This is a genomic window from Kitasatospora sp. NPDC057936 (assembly GCF_042887525.1).
Classification (GTDB): Bacteria; Actinomycetota; Actinomycetes; order Streptomycetales; family Streptomycetaceae; genus Kitasatospora.
The window spans coordinates 1-16,610 of record NZ_JBHVPD010000154.1 but is presented as its reverse complement, the minus strand read 5'-3'; the positions used below and the strand labels follow the sequence as shown (position 1 = coordinate 16,610).

The 16,610-nt window shown below is 71.3% G+C and carries 17 protein-coding genes; 5 read left to right on the top strand and 12 right to left on the bottom strand.

The annotated features are described in order from the left end of the window. Window positions 1–47 precede the first annotated feature (47 nt). Both ACFVU9_RS43560 and ACFVU9_RS43555 read right to left on the bottom strand, forming a co-directional pair. Window positions 48–461 (bottom strand): hypothetical protein, encoded by a 414-nt coding sequence (locus ACFVU9_RS43560; RefSeq protein WP_380491585.1) that lies wholly within the window; start codon window positions 459–461, stop codon window positions 48–50. A 75-nt stretch (window positions 462–536) separates the two neighbouring features. Next, on the bottom strand, window positions 537–2,867 hold the full coding sequence (locus ACFVU9_RS43555) for a hypothetical protein (protein WP_387603303.1): 2,331 nt from the start codon (window positions 2,865–2,867) through the stop codon (window positions 537–539). Window positions 2,868–3,148: 281 nt separating this feature from the next. On the opposite strand from ACFVU9_RS43555, the gene ACFVU9_RS43550 reads away from it, so the two are divergent. Beyond that, window positions 3,149–5,092, top strand: coding sequence for an Ig domain-containing protein (locus ACFVU9_RS43550; protein WP_387603300.1), 1,944 nt, complete (start codon window positions 3,149–3,151; stop codon window positions 5,090–5,092). A 137-nt stretch (window positions 5,093–5,229) separates the two neighbouring features. Beyond that, on the top strand, window positions 5,230–5,907 hold the full coding sequence (locus tag ACFVU9_RS43545; RefSeq protein WP_387603297.1) for an RICIN domain-containing protein: 678 nt from the start codon (window positions 5,230–5,232) through the stop codon (window positions 5,905–5,907). Window positions 5,908–5,991: 84 nt separating this feature from the next. On the opposite strand, the gene ACFVU9_RS43540 is transcribed toward ACFVU9_RS43545, so the two are convergent. From ACFVU9_RS43540 to ACFVU9_RS43530, 3 genes are all read right to left on the bottom strand, one after another. After that, window positions 5,992–6,558, bottom strand: coding sequence for a rhodanese-like domain-containing protein (locus ACFVU9_RS43540; protein WP_387603294.1), 567 nt, complete (start codon window positions 6,556–6,558; stop codon window positions 5,992–5,994). Between the two features lie 93 nt (window positions 6,559–6,651). Then, window positions 6,652–7,404: a sulfite exporter TauE/SafE family protein gene (locus ACFVU9_RS43535; protein WP_380491575.1), complete on the bottom strand. Its 753-nt coding sequence runs from the start codon at window positions 7,402–7,404 to the stop codon at window positions 6,652–6,654. Further along, window positions 7,401–7,760: a rhodanese-like domain-containing protein gene (locus tag ACFVU9_RS43530; protein WP_387603291.1), complete on the bottom strand. Its 360-nt coding sequence runs from the start codon at window positions 7,758–7,760 to the stop codon at window positions 7,401–7,403. Before ACFVU9_RS43530 ends, ACFVU9_RS43535 begins: the two co-directional genes overlap by 4 nt. 336 nt (window positions 7,761–8,096) lie before the next feature. On the opposite strand from ACFVU9_RS43530, the gene ACFVU9_RS43525 reads away from it, so the two are divergent. Both ACFVU9_RS43525 and ACFVU9_RS43520 read left to right on the top strand, forming a co-directional pair. Continuing rightward, window positions 8,097–8,222 carry a hypothetical protein gene (locus ACFVU9_RS43525; RefSeq protein ID WP_387603288.1) on the top strand — a complete coding sequence of 42 codons (126 nt, stop codon included), beginning with the start codon at window positions 8,097–8,099 and terminating at the stop codon, window positions 8,220–8,222. Window positions 8,223–8,345: 123 nt separating this feature from the next. Beyond that, on the top strand, window positions 8,346–9,251 hold the full coding sequence (locus tag ACFVU9_RS43520) for a tyrosine-type recombinase/integrase (protein ID WP_387603285.1): 906 nt from the start codon (window positions 8,346–8,348) through the stop codon (window positions 9,249–9,251). A gap of 49 nt (window positions 9,252–9,300) precedes the next feature. Here the strand turns inward: ACFVU9_RS43520 and ACFVU9_RS43515 are convergent, their stop codons facing one another. Continuing rightward, the gene (locus tag ACFVU9_RS43515) at window positions 9,301–9,492 is read right to left on the bottom strand and encodes a helix-turn-helix domain-containing protein (protein WP_387603282.1); all 192 of its coding nucleotides are present in this window, start codon (window positions 9,490–9,492) and stop codon (window positions 9,301–9,303) included. A 239-nt stretch (window positions 9,493–9,731) separates the two neighbouring features. On the opposite strand from ACFVU9_RS43515, the gene ACFVU9_RS43510 reads away from it, so the two are divergent. Beyond that, window positions 9,732–11,117 (top strand): rhodanese-like domain-containing protein, encoded by a 1,386-nt coding sequence (locus ACFVU9_RS43510; protein WP_387603279.1) that lies wholly within the window; start codon window positions 9,732–9,734, stop codon window positions 11,115–11,117. 894 nt (window positions 11,118–12,011) lie between these two features. Here the strand turns inward: ACFVU9_RS43510 and ACFVU9_RS43505 are convergent. The 6 genes from ACFVU9_RS43505 to ACFVU9_RS43480 all read right to left on the bottom strand — a co-directional run bounded on the left by ACFVU9_RS43505 (window position 12,012) and on the right by ACFVU9_RS43480 (window position 16,601). Further along, on the bottom strand, window positions 12,012–13,007 hold the full coding sequence (locus tag ACFVU9_RS43505; RefSeq protein ID WP_387603276.1) for an IS630 family transposase: 996 nt from the start codon (window positions 13,005–13,007) through the stop codon (window positions 12,012–12,014). Window positions 13,008–13,328: 321 nt separating this feature from the next. After that, on the bottom strand, window positions 13,329–13,754 hold the full coding sequence (locus ACFVU9_RS43500; RefSeq protein WP_387603273.1) for a (2Fe-2S) ferredoxin domain-containing protein: 426 nt from the start codon (window positions 13,752–13,754) through the stop codon (window positions 13,329–13,331). Further along, a complete protein-coding gene (locus tag ACFVU9_RS43495) occupies window positions 13,724–14,476 on the bottom strand; it encodes a WD40 repeat domain-containing protein (RefSeq protein ID WP_387603270.1) in 753 nt (250 codons plus the stop codon). Before ACFVU9_RS43495 ends, ACFVU9_RS43500 begins: the two co-directional genes overlap by 31 nt. Before the next feature lie 298 nt (window positions 14,477–14,774). Next, window positions 14,775–15,806 carry a CobW family GTP-binding protein gene (locus ACFVU9_RS43490; protein WP_387603267.1) on the bottom strand — a complete coding sequence of 344 codons (1,032 nt, stop codon included), beginning with the start codon at window positions 15,804–15,806 and terminating at the stop codon, window positions 14,775–14,777. Beyond that, entirely contained in the window at window positions 15,803–16,084 is a 282-nt protein-coding gene (locus ACFVU9_RS43485; RefSeq protein ID WP_387603264.1) for a hypothetical protein, read from the bottom strand. The genes ACFVU9_RS43490 and ACFVU9_RS43485 overlap by 4 nt, the downstream gene beginning before the upstream one ends. Before the next feature lie 52 nt (window positions 16,085–16,136). Then, a complete protein-coding gene (locus ACFVU9_RS43480) occupies window positions 16,137–16,601 on the bottom strand; it encodes a Fur family transcriptional regulator (RefSeq protein ID WP_387603261.1) in 465 nt (154 codons plus the stop codon). Between the last annotated feature and the right edge of the window lie 9 nt (window positions 16,602–16,610).

Here is a 16,610-nt window from a genome sequence, read left to right as displayed (position 1 = left end):
AGTGGGAAGTCGGCGGGTCCGACTTCCCACTCCCACCACGCTGAGGGTCAGGCCGCGTCCGGGTCGGTGCCGATGGCGCCGGCCGAGCGGAGTGACCGCCCGAGGTCCCCGGTGAGGATGCGGGGGTGTCGCCGCCACCACCACAGGTCGGGGCCTGGCAGTTCGTGGAACCGGTCGAGTGCTTGGCCGTCGTCGTCGACGGTCGCGGCCTTGTACCGGTCGTCCAGGGCTTTGATCCGCGGCGTCCAGAGCTGGACGAGGTGCTCGTCCAGCAGGAGCCACGCCTCGTGGAGCCAGTTCCGGCAGTAGAGGTCGTTGGTGTACTCGTGGATGTCGTCGTCATAGCCGCGCTCGATGACACCCACCAGGGCGGCCCACGCGTTCACCATGTCCGAGACCGTGAACGCCGTCCGCCAGCCGCGCTGGTGCAACAGCTCGCCCACCTCGGTTTCCGTGGCCATGATCGTGAGGCTCTCATGCCGAAACCCTCCGGGCTACCGAGATGTGCCCGCACGCGGCCGGCCGCACGCCCGAACCTAGCCGGAGGTGGTGACTGTCGTGGTCTCGCCGGGGGAGACGTGGAGTGTGGTCGTGCTGTAGGTGGTGCCGTCCACTGTGGTGGTCTGGGCCGGGTGCGGTGTGCCGTTGACGGTGATGGTGGGGTGGGTGCCGGGGAAGCGGGGGGTCCAGGTGAGCGGGGTCGGGCCCGTGTTGGTGAGGGTCGTGGCGCTGCGGCCGTCCTGGCGGAGGGTGATCCGCGTTGTGCCGACGGGGATGTCCGCGACCTGGAGCCAGGTCATCGAGCTCGGCAGGTGGGAGGTGGTTTCGACGGCGTCGGAGGCGGCGGAGGCGTCGGGGGTGAGGCCCAGGAGGCCCTGGACGGTCTGGGACAGCAGGGTGAACGGGACTTCGGGGTAGTCGCCGTTCAACATGCGGCCGCTGGTGTGGACTTGGGGGGTGGCCTCGTAGATGGTGCGCATCCACTTCCACGCCCTGTCCCCGTCGCCGGCGGCGAAGAAGGCGTCCGGCAGGTAGGTGTAGGCCTCCAGGTTGTCGGAGCGTTGCGGGCCGGAGTCCTGGGCGTCGAGGTCGGCGAGGAAGGCGTCCCGGCGCGGGCCCGCGTCCAGGAGGTGTTTGGCGGGCATCAGGATGCTCGCCTCGTAGCCCCAGTCGGTGAGGGGGTGGCCGTTGGTGTCGTAGCCGTGGACGACGGCGTCGGGGTGTTGCGGGTCCACCGTCCAGGCGGAGTTCGCGTATTGGAGGAGGGTTTCGGCTGCCTGGCGGTAGGTGGCGCGGTCGCTGCGCGAGGAGGCGAGGGTCGCGGCGGCGAGGTAGGCCTGGTACTGGGCCGCGAGGGCGTCGCCCGCCTCGGCGTACGTGGTGGTGGCGTTCTCGGCGTAGCTCGCGGTGCCCTTGAAGATGTTGCGGCTGGCGGCCTGCGGGATCGGAACGCCGCCGTTGTCGACGGGCCCGGGGTGGCGGGCGATGTACGGGCCGAGCGTGCCGCGGACGTAGCGGGTGAGGACGGGGTCGTCGGTGTAGTCGCGGTCGCCGGTCCAGCGGTAGGCCTCGCCGGTCTTCTCCACGAGCTCGAAGGGGGCGGGGAGTTCCCGGACGAAGCTGCTCGGGCTGCGGTAGTCGATGCTGCCCGGGGTCTTGGCGTCGAAGTTGACGGACCACACCGGGTCCAGTCCGTTGGCGTCGGTCGCGGAGGCGGCGAAGGCGCGCAGCATGGTCTTGTTCTGGGCGTCGAGCCCCAACAGGTGGGCGCCGACGAGCTGGTGGGCGAAGTCGCGGCTGTAGAAGTCGGACCGGAACGGGTAGCCGGCCCAGTAGGTGGTGTCGTAGGCCGCGGTGCCCGTGCCGTCGGGGTGGTTCTCGTCGAGGTTGAGGATGCCGGGGGCGCCGGCCTGCTGGACCCAGCTGTTGGCCTTGGTCTTGGCCCAGTCGAACAGGGCGACGACCTCGGGGTCGGAGGAGTCGATCAGCGGGTCGTTCGGGGCGGAGGGAGCGACGGCGGCCTCGTCGACGTTGACCCAGCCGGTGGGGGAGGAGCCGAAGGCGAGCGTCAGCCGGTCGCCGGGCGAGAGGTGGATGCGGGGGAGGGTGTACTTGGCGTAGACGGGCTGGCCGGGGAGGGCGAGTTGGCGGACGACTGTGCCGTTGACGGTGGCCGAGAAGGTGCCGCCCGCTGCTCCGCTCGCGATCCACGCGGACAGGTCGTACGTCCCGTCGGTGACGGCGGTGACCTCCTGGCTCACCCGGTAACCGGTGCCCGTGTCGAGGTAGGCGAGGCGGGTGCCGGTGTGCGGGTTGTTGGTGGCGAGGCCGGTGTGGGCGGTGAACGTCCAGCCGTCGGCGCCCAGTTCGAAGCCGGGGTTGGCGAGGAGGAGCGGCTCGGTGCGGGTGAGCGTCCAGCGCTGGGCGGGTCTCGGGGTGCAGGGCTGGACGCGGACCGGGCCGTCGTGGTGGGGCGTGAGGCAGCGGCCGCCCGTGGCGAGGGTGTGGCCGCCGGGCACGGGGGAGACGGTGAAGCGCGCTGCGCTGCCGCAGTCGGCGGCGGTGAGGTCGGCGGCGAGGCAGCGCCCGGTCGCGGCGTCGGCGAGGAGGTAGCCGTCGGCGCCGCGGCGCAGTTGCCACCGCTGGCTGAGCAGGCCCTGGCAGGCGGCGGTGACGGCGGGCGTGCCGAGGGCCGGCCGGGCGAACCGCGGGCCCAGGCAACTGCCGTCCACGGATGACGAGATGACGTAGGTGCCGCCGTCCACCGGATCGTCTCCGGCGGCGGAGGCGGGGGCCGCTCCCGCGATGACGGCGAGGGCGGCGAGGGCGGAGAAGCTGGACAGGACGGTGTTGTGCACGGGAGGCATGAGTGGCTCCTGAGCGTACGTCGGGGGCGCTGGGTCAGTGGAGTGTTGAACGTTCAAATCGCGGCGGGACGGGTGGGACAAGTGCGGGCGCGAACCTCAGGCCGAAGGGCTTGACCCATGTGATCGGTGACATGTGTCATTTCACATGGCGTCCTGAGGGCCCGTCAACGGGCGCGCAAGGACGGCCGTTGCTTTCCCGTTCCCTCTCCCCGTTCCCCGTTCCCCGTTCCTCGTTCCCCTTCCTCGTTCCCCTTCCTCCGACCGAGAGTCAGGACCTCCCTGTGCCTACCGCACGTTCACGTCTCGCCGGATCGCTCCGGAAACTCCTGCTCGGGGCGCTCGTCCTCGGGCTCGCCGGCACCGGCACCGCCGGTACGGCCCTCGCCCAGGGCGAGCGGCAGCCCGGGCCGGCGGGCAGCGCCGCGCCCGCCGATCCGCACCCGGCCGCCGAGGGCTGGCGGCAGATCGACGGCACCTGGGTGCAGGTCGGCGCCACCCGGCCGCACGTGATGCCCAACGCCACCACCTTCGCCCAGCGGCAGGCGGCGAAGACCACTGCGGCCGCCGCCCCGCGCAACAACTACGACCTGCAGATGACCTACCGGGGCGGCCAGGACTCGATCGGCGTCACCACGGGCCAGCCGAAGGTGTACCTGATCTACTGGGGCAGCCAGTGGGGCACCCCCGGCACGGACGCGACGACCGGAAACCTCACCCTCTCGGGTGACCCGGACGCCGCCGCGCCCTACCAGCAGGACTTCTTCAAGGGCCTGGGCAGCACGACCGACACGTGGTCCCGCGTGATGACCCAGTACTGCGAGGGCATCGCGCCCGGTTCGTCCTACTGCCCGCCCGACGCCAACCACGTCGGCATGCCGGTGGCCGGCCAGACGCTCGCGGGCGTGTGGGTGGACAACGCGGCGCCCGCGCCGAAGGCCGCCACCGAGCCGGAGATCGCGGCCGAAGTCGTCGCCGCCGCCAAGCACTTCGGCAACACGGACCCGAACCGGAACCGGGACGTGCAGTACATCATCAACACCGGCCAGGGCCTGGACTCCGACAAGTGGAAGGAACTCGGCTACTGCGCCTGGCACACCTTCATGCGCAGCTCGGCCGGCACCCTCGCCTACACGCTCATGCCGTACCTGACCGACGTGCCCGCGTGCGGCACCAACTGGATCAACCCGGGTGCGCGCGGCCGCCTCGACGGCTACGGGATCATCGGCGGTCACGAGTACGCCGAGACGATCACCGACCAGAACGCCTCCGGCGCCTGGACGGACGCGACCGGCCAGGAGAACGGCGACAAGTGCTCCTGGATCCCGGTCGGCCGCAACGGCGGGATGTTCAACCTCCAGCTCTCGACCGGGAGTTTCCCGGTGCAGACCACGTGGTCGAACTACGACCACCTGTGCACGGGCGACGACCCGGTCTTCGCCAACGCGCAGCTCCTCGTGACCCGTCCGTGCGAGCAGACGGTCGAGAGCGGCAAGCCCGTCGACCTCGCCGTCCTCGCCTCCGACCGCGCCGGGCGCCCGATCACGTACGGCGCCAAGGGCCTGCCCGCCGGGCTGCGGATCGACGCGGAGACCGGCCGCATCACCGGGACGACGCACGCGACCGGCTGGCGCACGATCACCGTGACCGGCCGCGACGACCAGGGCAACACGCAGAGCCAGACCTTCCGGGCCGGCTTCTTCCGCGGCCCGCAGACCGGCTGCACCCCGATCGAGCAGCTCAACGACCCGGGCTTCGAGAACGGCACCGCAGACCACGGCGTGTGGAACCCGTCCGGCTACAACATCATCACGCCGTCCACCGCCCACCAGGCGCACGGCGGCGCGACGTACGCGTGGCTCGGGCAGAACGCCGCGAGCGACGACTCCATCGTCCAGTGGGTCGAGACGACCCCGGGCTACACCCAGGAGCACCTGTCCTTCTGGCTGAACGTCACGGGCAGCGCCCAGGGCGCCTCCGCGCCCGGCGGCTCGGCGGTGGACACGCTCTCGCTGGAGCTGTACGACCAGTGGAGCGGCACCTACATGGCGACCGTCAAGACCTGGAGCAACCTGGACACGACGAACGGCTACCGGCTGCAGTCCTTCGACCTGACGCCGTACGTGGCGGCCGAGTTCGGCTCGACGGTGGGCATCAAGCTGGTCGCGCACTCGACGAGCGGGAAGACCGCCTTCCTGGTGGACGACGCGTCGGTGAAGCTGACCTGATTCCGCCGTTCGGCGCAGTCCTCCGGCCCCGGCCCTGGTCCCGGTCCCGGCCGGGGCCGGAGGGCGATCGGGAAGGGGATGTGCCACTTGTGGTGCGTCCCTTCCGAGGCGGGCTCGGACTCCCTAGCGTTGTGCGCATGACAAAATTTGGTGCGTCGGTAGCCGCTGTTCTCACCGCCCTCGCGCTCGCCGCCCCGGCCACGGCGGCCCGTGCCGAGGCGGGGCCGGCCGCGAACCCGGCCGCGAACCCGGCCGCGGGCCCCGCGGCGACCGCGACCGTCACCGCCCAGCAGGCCCTCGACCAGGTGCTGGCCGCGGCCCGCGACGGGAAGCCCGCCCTCGCGGGTGCGGCGCTCGCCGACTCGGGGCCGTTCTACTTCCACGTCCGTGCCTACGGGGACGGCTACTGCCTCGACAACTTCGCCAGCGGCGGCGGTGCGAACAACTCGCCCGCCGGCTTCTGGGCCTGCAACAACGGGCCCACCGAGCAGTGGCGGTGGCGCGTGTACGACGCGGGGGCCTTCTACGGGCTCGAACTCGTCAACAACGCCTCCGGCCGCTGCCTGGACTACCCCGAGTCGTGGGGCAACACGGTGGGCGCGCAGTTCAACGTCTACGACTGCAAGGACGGCGGCGCCCCGGGGCAGACCTTCCACTCCTACGTCAACGGTGCCGACATCTCGCTCACCTCGCCCAAGACCAGCAGCGTCGTCGCCCTCGACGGCTACTCGTCGCGCTGGCAGGGCAACGGGAGCCCGGTCGGCCTGTGGTACGCGGACACCAACAACTTCAACGCCTGGCAGCGCTGGTACTGAGACGCTCGCCGATTCCCTCCGGCCCCGGTCCGCAGCCAGCGGACCGGGGCCGGACGGGCGTCGCGGCGGACGTCAGGGCGCGGATCAGCGCCGCAGCGCGGCGAGGGTGTCGTCGAGGGTCGGGGCGCCCGGGCGGGGGCGGTTGTGCGGGAGGCGGCCGAGCAGGTTGCCCATCGCGCAGGTGTTGCTCAGGGCTGAGAACACCAGTCCGCCGCCGACCGCCGCCGCGAGCCAGCGGGCGCCCGGGCGGACCAGGTCCGTCAGCATGGCGCCGAGGACCAGTGAGCCGGCAACCAGCCGGACTTGACGGTCCATCGCCCACACCGCACGGGCTCCCTCCAGCCGGTTCAGCGGGTGGCCGGCGCTCGCCCAAGCGCCGGTGCCGCCGATCACCGGCACGGCCGGGATGCCGGCGGCCGTCAGGCGTTCGACCGCGGTGGTCGCGCGCGGGCCGGACGCGCAGGTGACGGCGAGTTCGCCGCGCGCGGCGGCGTCGCGCAGGGCGGTGAGGGCGTCGTCGAGGCGGTCGAGGGGGATGTTGAGCGCGCCGGGGATGTGGCCGGCGGCGTACTCGCCGGGGGAGCGGACGTCGATGAGGGTGAGCTGCTCCAGGCGGGGGCGGAGCTGCTCGACGGTCAGCGGCGTGGTCATGGGGGCCTTCCAAGGGGGGAGTTGTGTGCGGGTGAGCTGTGCGCGGGGGAGTTGTGTGCGGGGGAGTTGTGTGCGGGGGTCGGAGCGGAGTTTTCAGTGCAGGGCAGTCACGAGCATGAGGCCTGCGACGCCCAACAGCGCGAAGGCGAAGGCCTTCTGGAGTGTCCGGCCGCTGAGGCGGTCGGCGAGCCGCTTGCCGTCCCACGCGCCGAGGATCGCGGCGCCGGTGAAGGGGGCGGCGACGGCCCAGTCGATGGCGGCGGTGGCGCCGAGCCGGGGGACGAGGGCGGCCAGGGAGTTGGCGGTGATCACCAGCAGGCTGGTGCCGACCGCCTCGGCCATGGTGAAGGCGAGCACGGACACCAGCGCGGGGACGGCGAGGAAGCCCCCGCCGACGCCGAGCAGCCCGGTGACGGCGCCCAGGCCCGCGCCCGCCGCCGTCGAGCGGGCCGGACCGGCGGCGGAGCGCTCCTCCTCCCCGGCGTCGCGCCGCGGGGCGAGCATCCGCCAGGCGGCGAGTGCGGCCAGCACCGCGAAGGCGGCGGTGAGCAGCGCGGACGGCACGTGCGCGGAGAGCGCCCCGGCCGCCGCGGCGGCCGGCAGTCCGGCGGCGGCGAACAGGGCGCCGGTGCGCCAGCGCACCCGGCCGGCCCTGGCGTGCGCGACCAGGCCGGTCAGCGAGGTGGCGGCGACGATCAGCAGGCTGGCGGTGGTGGCGCGGGCCGGGCTGAAACCGAGCAGGTAGACCAGCGCGGGCACGGCCAGCATGCTGCCGCCACCACCCAGGCCGCCGAGCGCGAGGCCGACGACTGCGCCGGCGGCGAGGGCGAGGATCAGGGCGGTCATATGACGAGTCCCGCGTCACCGCCCGGCGTGGTCACGGGCAGGCCCGCGTGCGCCCACGCGGTCATGCCGCCGGTGACGTTCAGGACGGTGGCCCCGCGCGCGGTGAGCAGCTCGGCGGCCCGCTGGGAGCGGTTGCCGGAGCGACAGATCGCGAGGACGGTCCGCCCCTCGAACGCGGGCGGGAGCGGCGCGCCCGCGGCGAGGGCGACGAGGGGCAGGTGGACGGCGCCGGGGGCGTGGCCCGCGGCGTACTCGGCCGCGTCGCGGACGTCGAGCAGGACGGCCCCGGCGCTGCGGGCGAGGTCGTGGGCATCCGCGGCGGTGGTCTGCCCGGGGGCGGGCGGCTGTGCGGGCATGGGCTTCTCCAGAGGTGGGTGGCTGTGTCGACGGCCCCGTACGGCTCTCGGCGACGGCGGCCGGATCCCCCCTGCGGCTCACCATAGTACCCCCGGGGGTATTATCGAAACCGTTCGGCGATACCCCTCCTGGTATTCGGCCATGGCGGCCCTATGCTGGTAGACATACCGAGGGGGGTATCGAGATCGTCTCGCGGCGCCACTGTCGCGCCGCCCAGGAGGTGCCCGTGTACTTCGCCCAGTTATCACGAGTCTGACGTTTCCGCCCAGCTCGGGGGCATGATCGACCATCCGGGGTCAGCAATAGGTCAGCACGACTCCCGCAGGTACCAGCAGATGGCGACCACAGGCCTCGCCCGCGGCATGGGCAGCTTCTTCAAGGAGTGCGAGCATCCGGAGTCCCGCTGGAGCAAGTGCCCGCACGAGTACAAGATCAGGTACCGCAACGCGGCCGGGCGGTAGACGGAGGAGTCAGGCTTCGTCAACCAGGAGAAGGCGAAGGCCCGCCTCGCCGAGGTCTACCACGCGCGGAAGAACTCCCCGCAGAGCCAGCGCAAGGCGGAGCGCATCAAGAAGTACGGCGGCATGCACTTCTCGGCCTACACCGCTGAGTGGTTGAAGGGCCAGCGCCACCAGAGCCCGACATCGCTGCGGAACATCGACTCCATCCTGAAGAACCACCTCCTTCCAGCTTTCGGCAGTCGACGCATGGGCACGTTCGACCACAAGGTCGTGGAAGCGTTCGTCGAGACCATGGAGCGGAATGGCGTCGGCCTGGCGGCCCAGACCAATGCCTTCGTCAGGCTTAAGACCATCCTGTTGGACGCGCACAGGCTGGGCCTCTACGAGGACAGCCCGATGAACGGTGTCCAGCCTCCTCAGTACGACCCGGAGCGGGTGGTGATCCCCGCCCTTGCTCAACTGCAGGAGATCCGGAGCGCCGGCGACGACGCCTTCCGCCTGGTCGCGGAACTCATGAGTGGCTGCGGCCTGCGCAACGGCGAGGCATTCGCCGTCAACATCAACAACATCGTCGCCGATGACGTCTACCGCGTCACCGAGCAGGTCAACCAGGCGACCAAGACCTACGCGCGCCTCAAGCACCGCAAGGTCGGCGAGTACCGCGACGTGCCGCTGCCGACGCGCACCAGGCAGGCCATCGAGCGGTACGCGGACACGTACGGGACCGTGGACGGCTATCTTCTGCGCAATCCCAAGGACATCGGTCTGGCCATGCCGCATCACGTCATCCACAACCAGTGGCAGAGGATCAGGGCCTCCGGGCAGGTCGACATCCCCGAGGGCATGGTCCTCTATGGCCTGCGCCACTTCTTCGCGTCGAACTGCCTCAGCAACAACATCCCGATCACCGACGTCGCGGAGTGGATGGGCCACCGCAACATCGAGATCACCTTCAAGATCTACCGCCACCTCATGCCCGGCTCCATCAGCCGCGCGGCGCAGGTCCTGGACCTCGGCCTGGCTGCGTGAACGAGTGAGGGGTCTGCCCGCGGGCAGACCCCTCACTTGCGTCACAGGCTCACGCGCCGGACAGCCGCTGTTGCCTCACCCACGCCTGCACCTCGGACACCTTGAACTGAAGCTTCGCGTTCGGCCCCCCGCCGAACCGGTAGGGCGCGAGCCCCACCCGAGGTGCTTCCCGGTACACCCACGCGACGGACATGTTCAGGTACTCGGCAGTCTGCTTGACGCTCATGAACTGCTCGGGCACGGGCTCCTCCTAGGTGATCAGCCGAACTCGCGGAGCCTGAACTATCCAAGGAGAAAGGCAGTTTAGCCGTACCGTCGCCGCGTGATAGTGCCCAAAGGAGGACTCCTTTCGGTCGGCTCGTGCAGCGGAGCCGGAGGTCACCTGGCTGATCGCGAGCGCCTCGATTGCGTCGATAAAATACCCCCGGGGGTACACTCGGACGTAGAGCCAGCCCGTCAGACCCGACGAGGAGAAAACCCGTGATCTTCAGCCAGTACTACCTCGACTGCCTCTCCCAGGCCTCGTACCTGATCGCCGACGAGCGCACCGGCCGCGCCGTGGTGGTCGACCCCCGCCGGGACGTCGACGAGTACCTCGCCGATGCCACGGCGCGCGGCCTGACCGTTGTCGGAGTGATCAACACCCACTTCCACGCCGACTTCCTGGCCGGCCACCTCGAACTGGCCGACCGCACCGGCGCCTGGATCGGCTACGGGCAGCGGGCCGAGACGGAGTACCCGATCCGCAAGCTCGGCGACGGCGAGCGGATCGAACTGGGCGACGTCGCCCTGCAGATCATGGAGACCCCCGGCCACACCCCGGAGTCGATCAGCATCCTCGTCTACGAGCAGCCCGACGACACCGTCCCGTACGGCGTCCTCACCGGCGACGCCCTGTTCATCGGCGACGTCGGCCGCCCCGACCTGCTCGCCTCCACCGGCGTCACCGCCGACGAACTCGGCGCGATGCTCTACGACTCCGTCCACCGCAAGCTCATGGCCCTGCCCGACGCCGTCCGGGTCTTCCCGGCTCACGGCGCCGGCTCCGCATGCGGCAAGAACCTCTCCAGCGAGAAGCAGTCCACCATCGGCGCGCAGCGCCGCACCAACTACGCCTGCCGGCCCATGGACCAGGACACCTTCGTCCACATCGTCACCGCCGGCCAGACCACCGCCCCCGCCTACTTCGGCCACGACGCCGCCCTCAACCGCCAGGACCACCCCCTGCTCGACCCCACGCACACGGCCCGCCCCCTGTGCCCCGAAGGCTTCAAGGAGGCCCGCAGCGCGGGCGCCGTCGTCCTCGACGCCCGCAACCCCCAGGACTTCGGCGCCGGACACCTGCGCGGCGCCGTCAACGTCCCCATCGACGGCCGATTCGCCGAACAGGCCGGCACCGTCCTCACTCCCGACAGCGACATCGCGATCATCGCCCCGCAGGACCGCGAGAACGAGGTCATCACCCGCCTCGCCCGCATCGGCTTCGACCACATCGCCGGCTACCTGCGCAACCCCGACACCGCCCTGCCCGCCCTCGCCGACCACCTCACCCCCGCCAGCCGCCTCACCGCCGACCAACTCCGCACCGCCCTCACCACCGACCAGCCCCCCACCGTCCTCGACGTCCGCACCCGCGGCGAACGCGAAACCGGCGCCATCGAAGGCTCCCTCCACATCCCCCTGACCGAACTCCCCACCCGCCTCGCCGAGATCCCCACCGACCACCCCCTCGTCGTCCACTGCGCCAGCGGCCACCGCTCCTCCATCGCCGCCAGCCTCCTGCGCCACCACGGCCACCCCGACGTCTCCGACCTCCTCGGCGGCTATACCGCCTGGCACACCCTCACCCACCCCGACCGGCCCTGAACCCGGTCGCTCCGGTTCACTCCCCGCCCGGGCCGCGGGCGCTCCCGAAGGTAGCGCTCGCCACGTGAATCCAGGACACAACCGCAGTCCAGGAGTCACGTGCCCACCGGGTCCAGCAGTTCCGCTACGTCCGCCGGGTCAGCGAGCCCCTCGCAGCGCAGCAGCCACTGGTGGAACAATCACCAGCCGATCGGCGCCGCCGATTCGGGCCGCAGCGGGTGCGTTCCTTCAGCATGCCGTACTCGTCGCCGAATGCCTCGAAGGACAGCCGCTCGGGGCTTGCTCCGGCTGTGTACTCCAGACACGTCGGGGCGACGGTGGCCGCGCACCAGGCGGTCGTCCGCAGTTGGTTAGCGCGGGAGCGGAACGGCAGGAGGACGAGCAGCGCCGCCGCGGGCGGGGTACAGCTCGTACCGGCCGTGCGCATCCGGTTGGCCCAGCAGCCCCTCCACCCGTTCGGCGAACCGCACTGCCATGCCCGGGTCCTGCCAAGGATCGTCGCCGAGCGTGGCCTCGGCCCGGTCGCGCACCGCTGCCAGCGCTCCGGCAACGGCCAACGCGTGCGCCCGGTCGGCCGTCGCGTCCCGGGGGTCGGCACGTGGTCCCAAACGGACGACGCGGCGGCCGTCGGCGCCCAGGGGTCAACCTCCGGTGCGCCTGCAGCAGACGGTGGGTCACCGGACAGGTGGAAGTGGACGGTTCCGCCTTAGCCAGGGACGGAGCAGGGCGGGTCGCTCGGTGACCGTTGTAGGGATCTCCGTTGGTTGGGGGAGTGCGCGCCAATACTGTCATTCGTCGACCTTGGGGCGATGCCCATTTAGACGATAGACAAGATCATCTGGATGGCGGGCAACTCGGATCCACCGCCAAGCGGTGTCGTATTGACCCGAAACGCTAAATTTCCGGCACCTCCGTGATGTAGCGGACGTGTTGGCCCTGGAAGTAGCCGCGGACGATGTGCGGCTGCTTCTGTCGGCGGTGGAAGAAGCGGCGGACCTCGTCGGCGAGCTGGTCGGCGTTGCGGGCCCGGGAGGCCGGCAGCAGGGTTCGCTTCAGGTCGGCGTTGACCAGCTCGTCCGGGTTGGTCTCGGGCGCGTACGCGGGCAGCAGGTGCAGAGTGATGCGGCCGGGGTGATCAGCGAGCCAGGCCCTGACCTTCTTGCTGCGGTGGACGGAGTGCCGGTCGACGACGAGGTGGACCGGGCGGTCGAACTGCCTGTCCAGGCGGTCGAGGAAGTCACAGAACACCTCGGCGGTGAACGATCCCCGGTAGACCGTGAACCACATCCGGCCCCGCGGGCTGATCGCGGACATCGCGTTGACCGAGAACCGGTTGCCGGTCCGGTGCATGGTCGGCGTCTGGCCGCGCGGGGCCCAGGTCCGGCCGGACACCTGGTCGGAGCGGAGGCCGGTCTGGTCGGCGAACAGCACCTCGGCGCCTTCTTCCTGGGCCTTCGCGCGGATCGCGGGCCACCTCTCCTCGCGCCAGGCGCGGACTGCCTCCGGATCCTGCTCGATCGCGCGCTTGTCCGGTCGCTGGAACGACAGGCCCCACCGCTTGAGGTACTTGCCCACGCCCTGCTCGGTCAGCCGCACCCGATACAGCAGGGCGATCAGGTCGCCGACGATCGCGCGGGTCCACAACTGCCCGCCCAGGCCGAGATCTTCGGGCCGGTGGTCGATCAGGGCCTGCCGGACGCAGTGCTGCCGGTCCGGATCGAGCACCTGATGGTCGCCCACCCGCCGGCCACGGGTCCTGGACACCAACGCCTCACGGCCGCCGGCCTGCCCGGCGACCCACCAGTCGGTCACCGACTCCACGGTCACGCCCAGCAGTTCGGCCACCTCGCGCCGGTCCCGGCCCGCGCGAAGCGCCGCAACCGCCCGCATCCGCAGAACTTCCTGGGCCTTCGGCGACAGGCGCCGCGCGTCCCCAACCAGATCCGTCACGCCGGATCAACGAGCGCGGAACCTTACCGTTTCGGGTCAATACTGGCCGTGAACGCTCGCGGAGACGATGGGAGACACGGCCTTGGGTGAGGGCCGGCCATCCTTGGCAGACCAGCTGGCCAAGTCGCCCGAGTGGGCGCCCGAGCGGTACGCCGCGATTCGCCAGCACTTGGAGGGCGGCACTGCGCCTGCCGGTGTCGAGGAGTAAGGGACTGCACCGGCCCGGTCGGTTGCCCGCCGTGGCGTGCAACCGGCCGGGAGTCAGCGCCGGGTGAGTGCCATGGCCGGTACGCGGGGCGGTGTGATGCATTGGAGGTCGAGGGCAGGCGGAAGTTCGGCGATGCCTGGGCCGCCGGCGAGCGCGTACTGGGTGATCAGGTCGAGGCTGTTGTCGTCGAGGGCCCAGCCCAGCCAGACCGCGCGGCCGCCGCGGGTGCGTCCTCGGGTGGAGGGCTGGACGACGATGACGTTCGACTGCGCGCAGGCGTCGAGGCAGTTGCTGGTGCGGACTGCGAGTTCGCCGCCGGAGTCCGCGGCGGCCTGGCGGAGCAGGGCGAGTTGCTGGTCGTGGTCGGTGGCGGGGTGCTTGCTGGTGCTGCCGCAGCAGCAGCCCCGGCAGACGACCAGAGTGCAGGGCCGTCCGCCGGGCCGCAGGGTCAGCGGGCCAGAGCGGCCGGTACTTGCCAAGCCTCCACCTGCCCTTCGTAGTCGGCGAACACGAGCAGATCGGGCCCGGCCCAGGCAAGGGCGGTGACCGGTTCGGGCAGTTCACGCGCGTGCGCGGGCCGGACCAGGGCCCCGGGGCGGCCGGAGTCGGCTCGCCAGAGGGCGAGGGTTCCTTCGGCACCCGCGCTGGCGAGGACGGCGCCGCCACCCGGCCGCCAGGCGAGGGCGGTGACGGTTTCGTGGGCGCGCAGGGTGCGGGGTTTGGTGCCGGCGGGTCCCTTGCCGGAGAAGTCCCAGACGGTGATGTCGGGGGCGCCGTCGGAGGCGAGGCAGCGGCCGGTGTCGTCGAAGGCGAGTCGGGCGATCTTGTCGGGGTAGCCGTGCATGGTGAGGTCGTCGCCGATGGGGGCACCCCCGGCCGAAGGCTGGGGGAGGGTGCGCCAGATGTGGATGCTGGAGTCCTGGTTGCCGGTGCAGATCCATCGGCCGTTGGGGTTGAGCGCGATGGCGAGGTGCGAGCCGAGGTACCTGTACTCGGTGACCGGCTTGTCGGTGTGCCGTTCGTGGCAGCGCACGCCGCCGTAGGCGGAGCTGGCGAGGCGTCGGCCCTCGCGTAGCCAGGCGAGGTCGGTGACGGTGCTGGGGGCCGGGTCGGTGGTCCACTGCTGGGTGCCGTCCGGGTCCAGGACCAGGGCGCGGCGGCCGGAGGCGACGGCGACGCGCTCCGGCGAGGTCCAGCGCACCGCGTTGGACCAGGCTCCGGTGGCAAAGGTCAGGGCCCGGCCGTCGCAGCGCCGCCACAGGCCGTGGCCGGTGGGTCCGGTGAAGGCGAGGTGCGCTCCTTCGGGGGAGAATTCGAGGGCGAGCAGGCCGCCGGGCAGGCTGACGGTGCCGACGGGGGTGCCGGTGGCGGTCTCCAGGATCCAGGCGGTGCCAGCCGCTCCGGCGATGGCGACCGGCCGTCGGCCGGGGCGGTGGCGACGGCGACCGGGGCGTCGTCGACGGCCGTGGTCCAGCGGACGGAGATGTCGGTTGCGGTGGTCATGCGCGCACCCCCGCGAGGCAGTTGGCGAAGCCCTCGTTGAGGGCGGCGCGGTCGAGGTTGCGGCCGATGAAGACGAGCCGGTTGCGGCGGGTCTCGTCGGCGCGCCACTTGCGGCCGTTCTCGCCCTCCAGCAGCATGTGGACGCCCTGGAAGACGTACTGGCGCTCGTCGCCGGCGATGGCGAGGATGCCCTTGGAGCGGAAGATGTCCGCGCCCTGGGTGCGCAGCAGTTGCCCGAGCCAGGCGTTGAGGCGCGCTTCGTTCAGCTCACCGGGCAGGTCGATGCCGACCGAGGTGACGGTGGTGTCGTGCTGGTGCTCGGTCTCGGTGAGGAAGGAAGGGTCGCCCTCCAGGACCCGGTCCAGATCGAAGGCGTGCACGTCGAGGACCTTGGCCAGCGGCACCTCGGCCTGCTGAGCGGGGATGATCTCGACCATCGAGTTGATCGCGCGGATGTGCGAGGTCACCTCGGCGAGCTGCTCATGGGTGGCCAGGTCGGTCTTGTTGAGCACGATCCGGTCGGCGAAGGCGATCTGCTCGACGGCCTCGTTCTCCACGCCTTCGGGCTTGACCTCGGTGAGGTGTTCCAGGATGTGGGCGGCGTCGACCAGGGTGACGATGGCGTCGAGGCGTAGCTGGGAGGAGATCTCGTCGTCCATGAAGAAGGTCTGGGCGACGGGGGCGGGGTCGGCCAGGCCGGTGGTCTCGATGATGATCTGGTCGAACTTCTCGCGGCGGCGCATCAGGGCACCGAGGATGCGGATGAGGTCGCCGCGCACGGTGCAGCAGATGCAGCCGTTGTTCGTCTCGAAGATCTCTTCTTCGGCGTCGAGGACGAGGGCGTCGTCGATGCCGACTTCGCCGAACTCGTTCTCGATGACGGCGATCCGCATGCCGTGCTGCTCGGTGAGGATGCGGTTGAGCAGGGTGGTCTTGCCGGAGCCGAGGAAACCGGTCAGGACGGTGACGGGCACGCGGGTGTCGGCCTGGTCCTCAGTTTCGTCGGTGGTGGTGGCGGGGCTGGTCACGGTCGTTCTCCTTCGGCGGTGCGTGGTGCCTGGGTCAGGGCCTGGGCGAGCAGTTCGGTGGTGACCTCGTCGAGGGGGTGGTGCAGGGTCCAGCGCCGGATGGCACCGGAGGGTGGCAGTACGGCGACGACGGTCTTCACGGGTGGGCATCCCGGCTCGGTGCAGTCGAGCTGGCTGATGAGGACGGTGTCGTCCTCGGCCAGTTCGAGGAGTTCGCGGGTGTGGTTCTTGAGCGCGGTCAGCCGGGTGGTCCGGCGCGGTGACGGTGGTCTGGGCATGGCGGAGCCTCCTTCGGCAGTGCCGTAGGTGGTGGTGGGTGTGCCTGGGTGGTCAGCCGGCGGTTCTCGCGGCGGCGAGGCAGGCGGCGCAGGTGCCGGTCAGCTCGACGGTGTGCTGCACGTCGGCGAAGCCGGATATCTCGGCGACCTGGTCGGCCCACGCCTCGACAGCGGTGGCGTCGACCGGCTGGCTCGCGCCGCACTGGCGGCAGATCAGGTAGTGCCGGTGGTCGGGGCCCGGCCGGTAGCGGAACAGCTTCTCGCCGTTGGTGTCGCGCACCACGTCCGCGCGGCCGACGGCGGCCAGCGCGGTCAGGGTGCGATAGACGGTGCTCAGCCCCACCCGGGAGCCGGTGGTGAGCAGGCCGGCGTGCAGGAGTTGGGCGCTGACGAAGTCCTCACACCCGGCCAGGGCGCGAAGCACCTGGGCCCGCTGCGGAGTAAGGCGCCCGATCGACTCCTTGTCGTGCCCGGGGAGTTCCGTCGGGGGGCCCCGGGCGGGGGGCGGCCCGCCCAATAAGCAGGG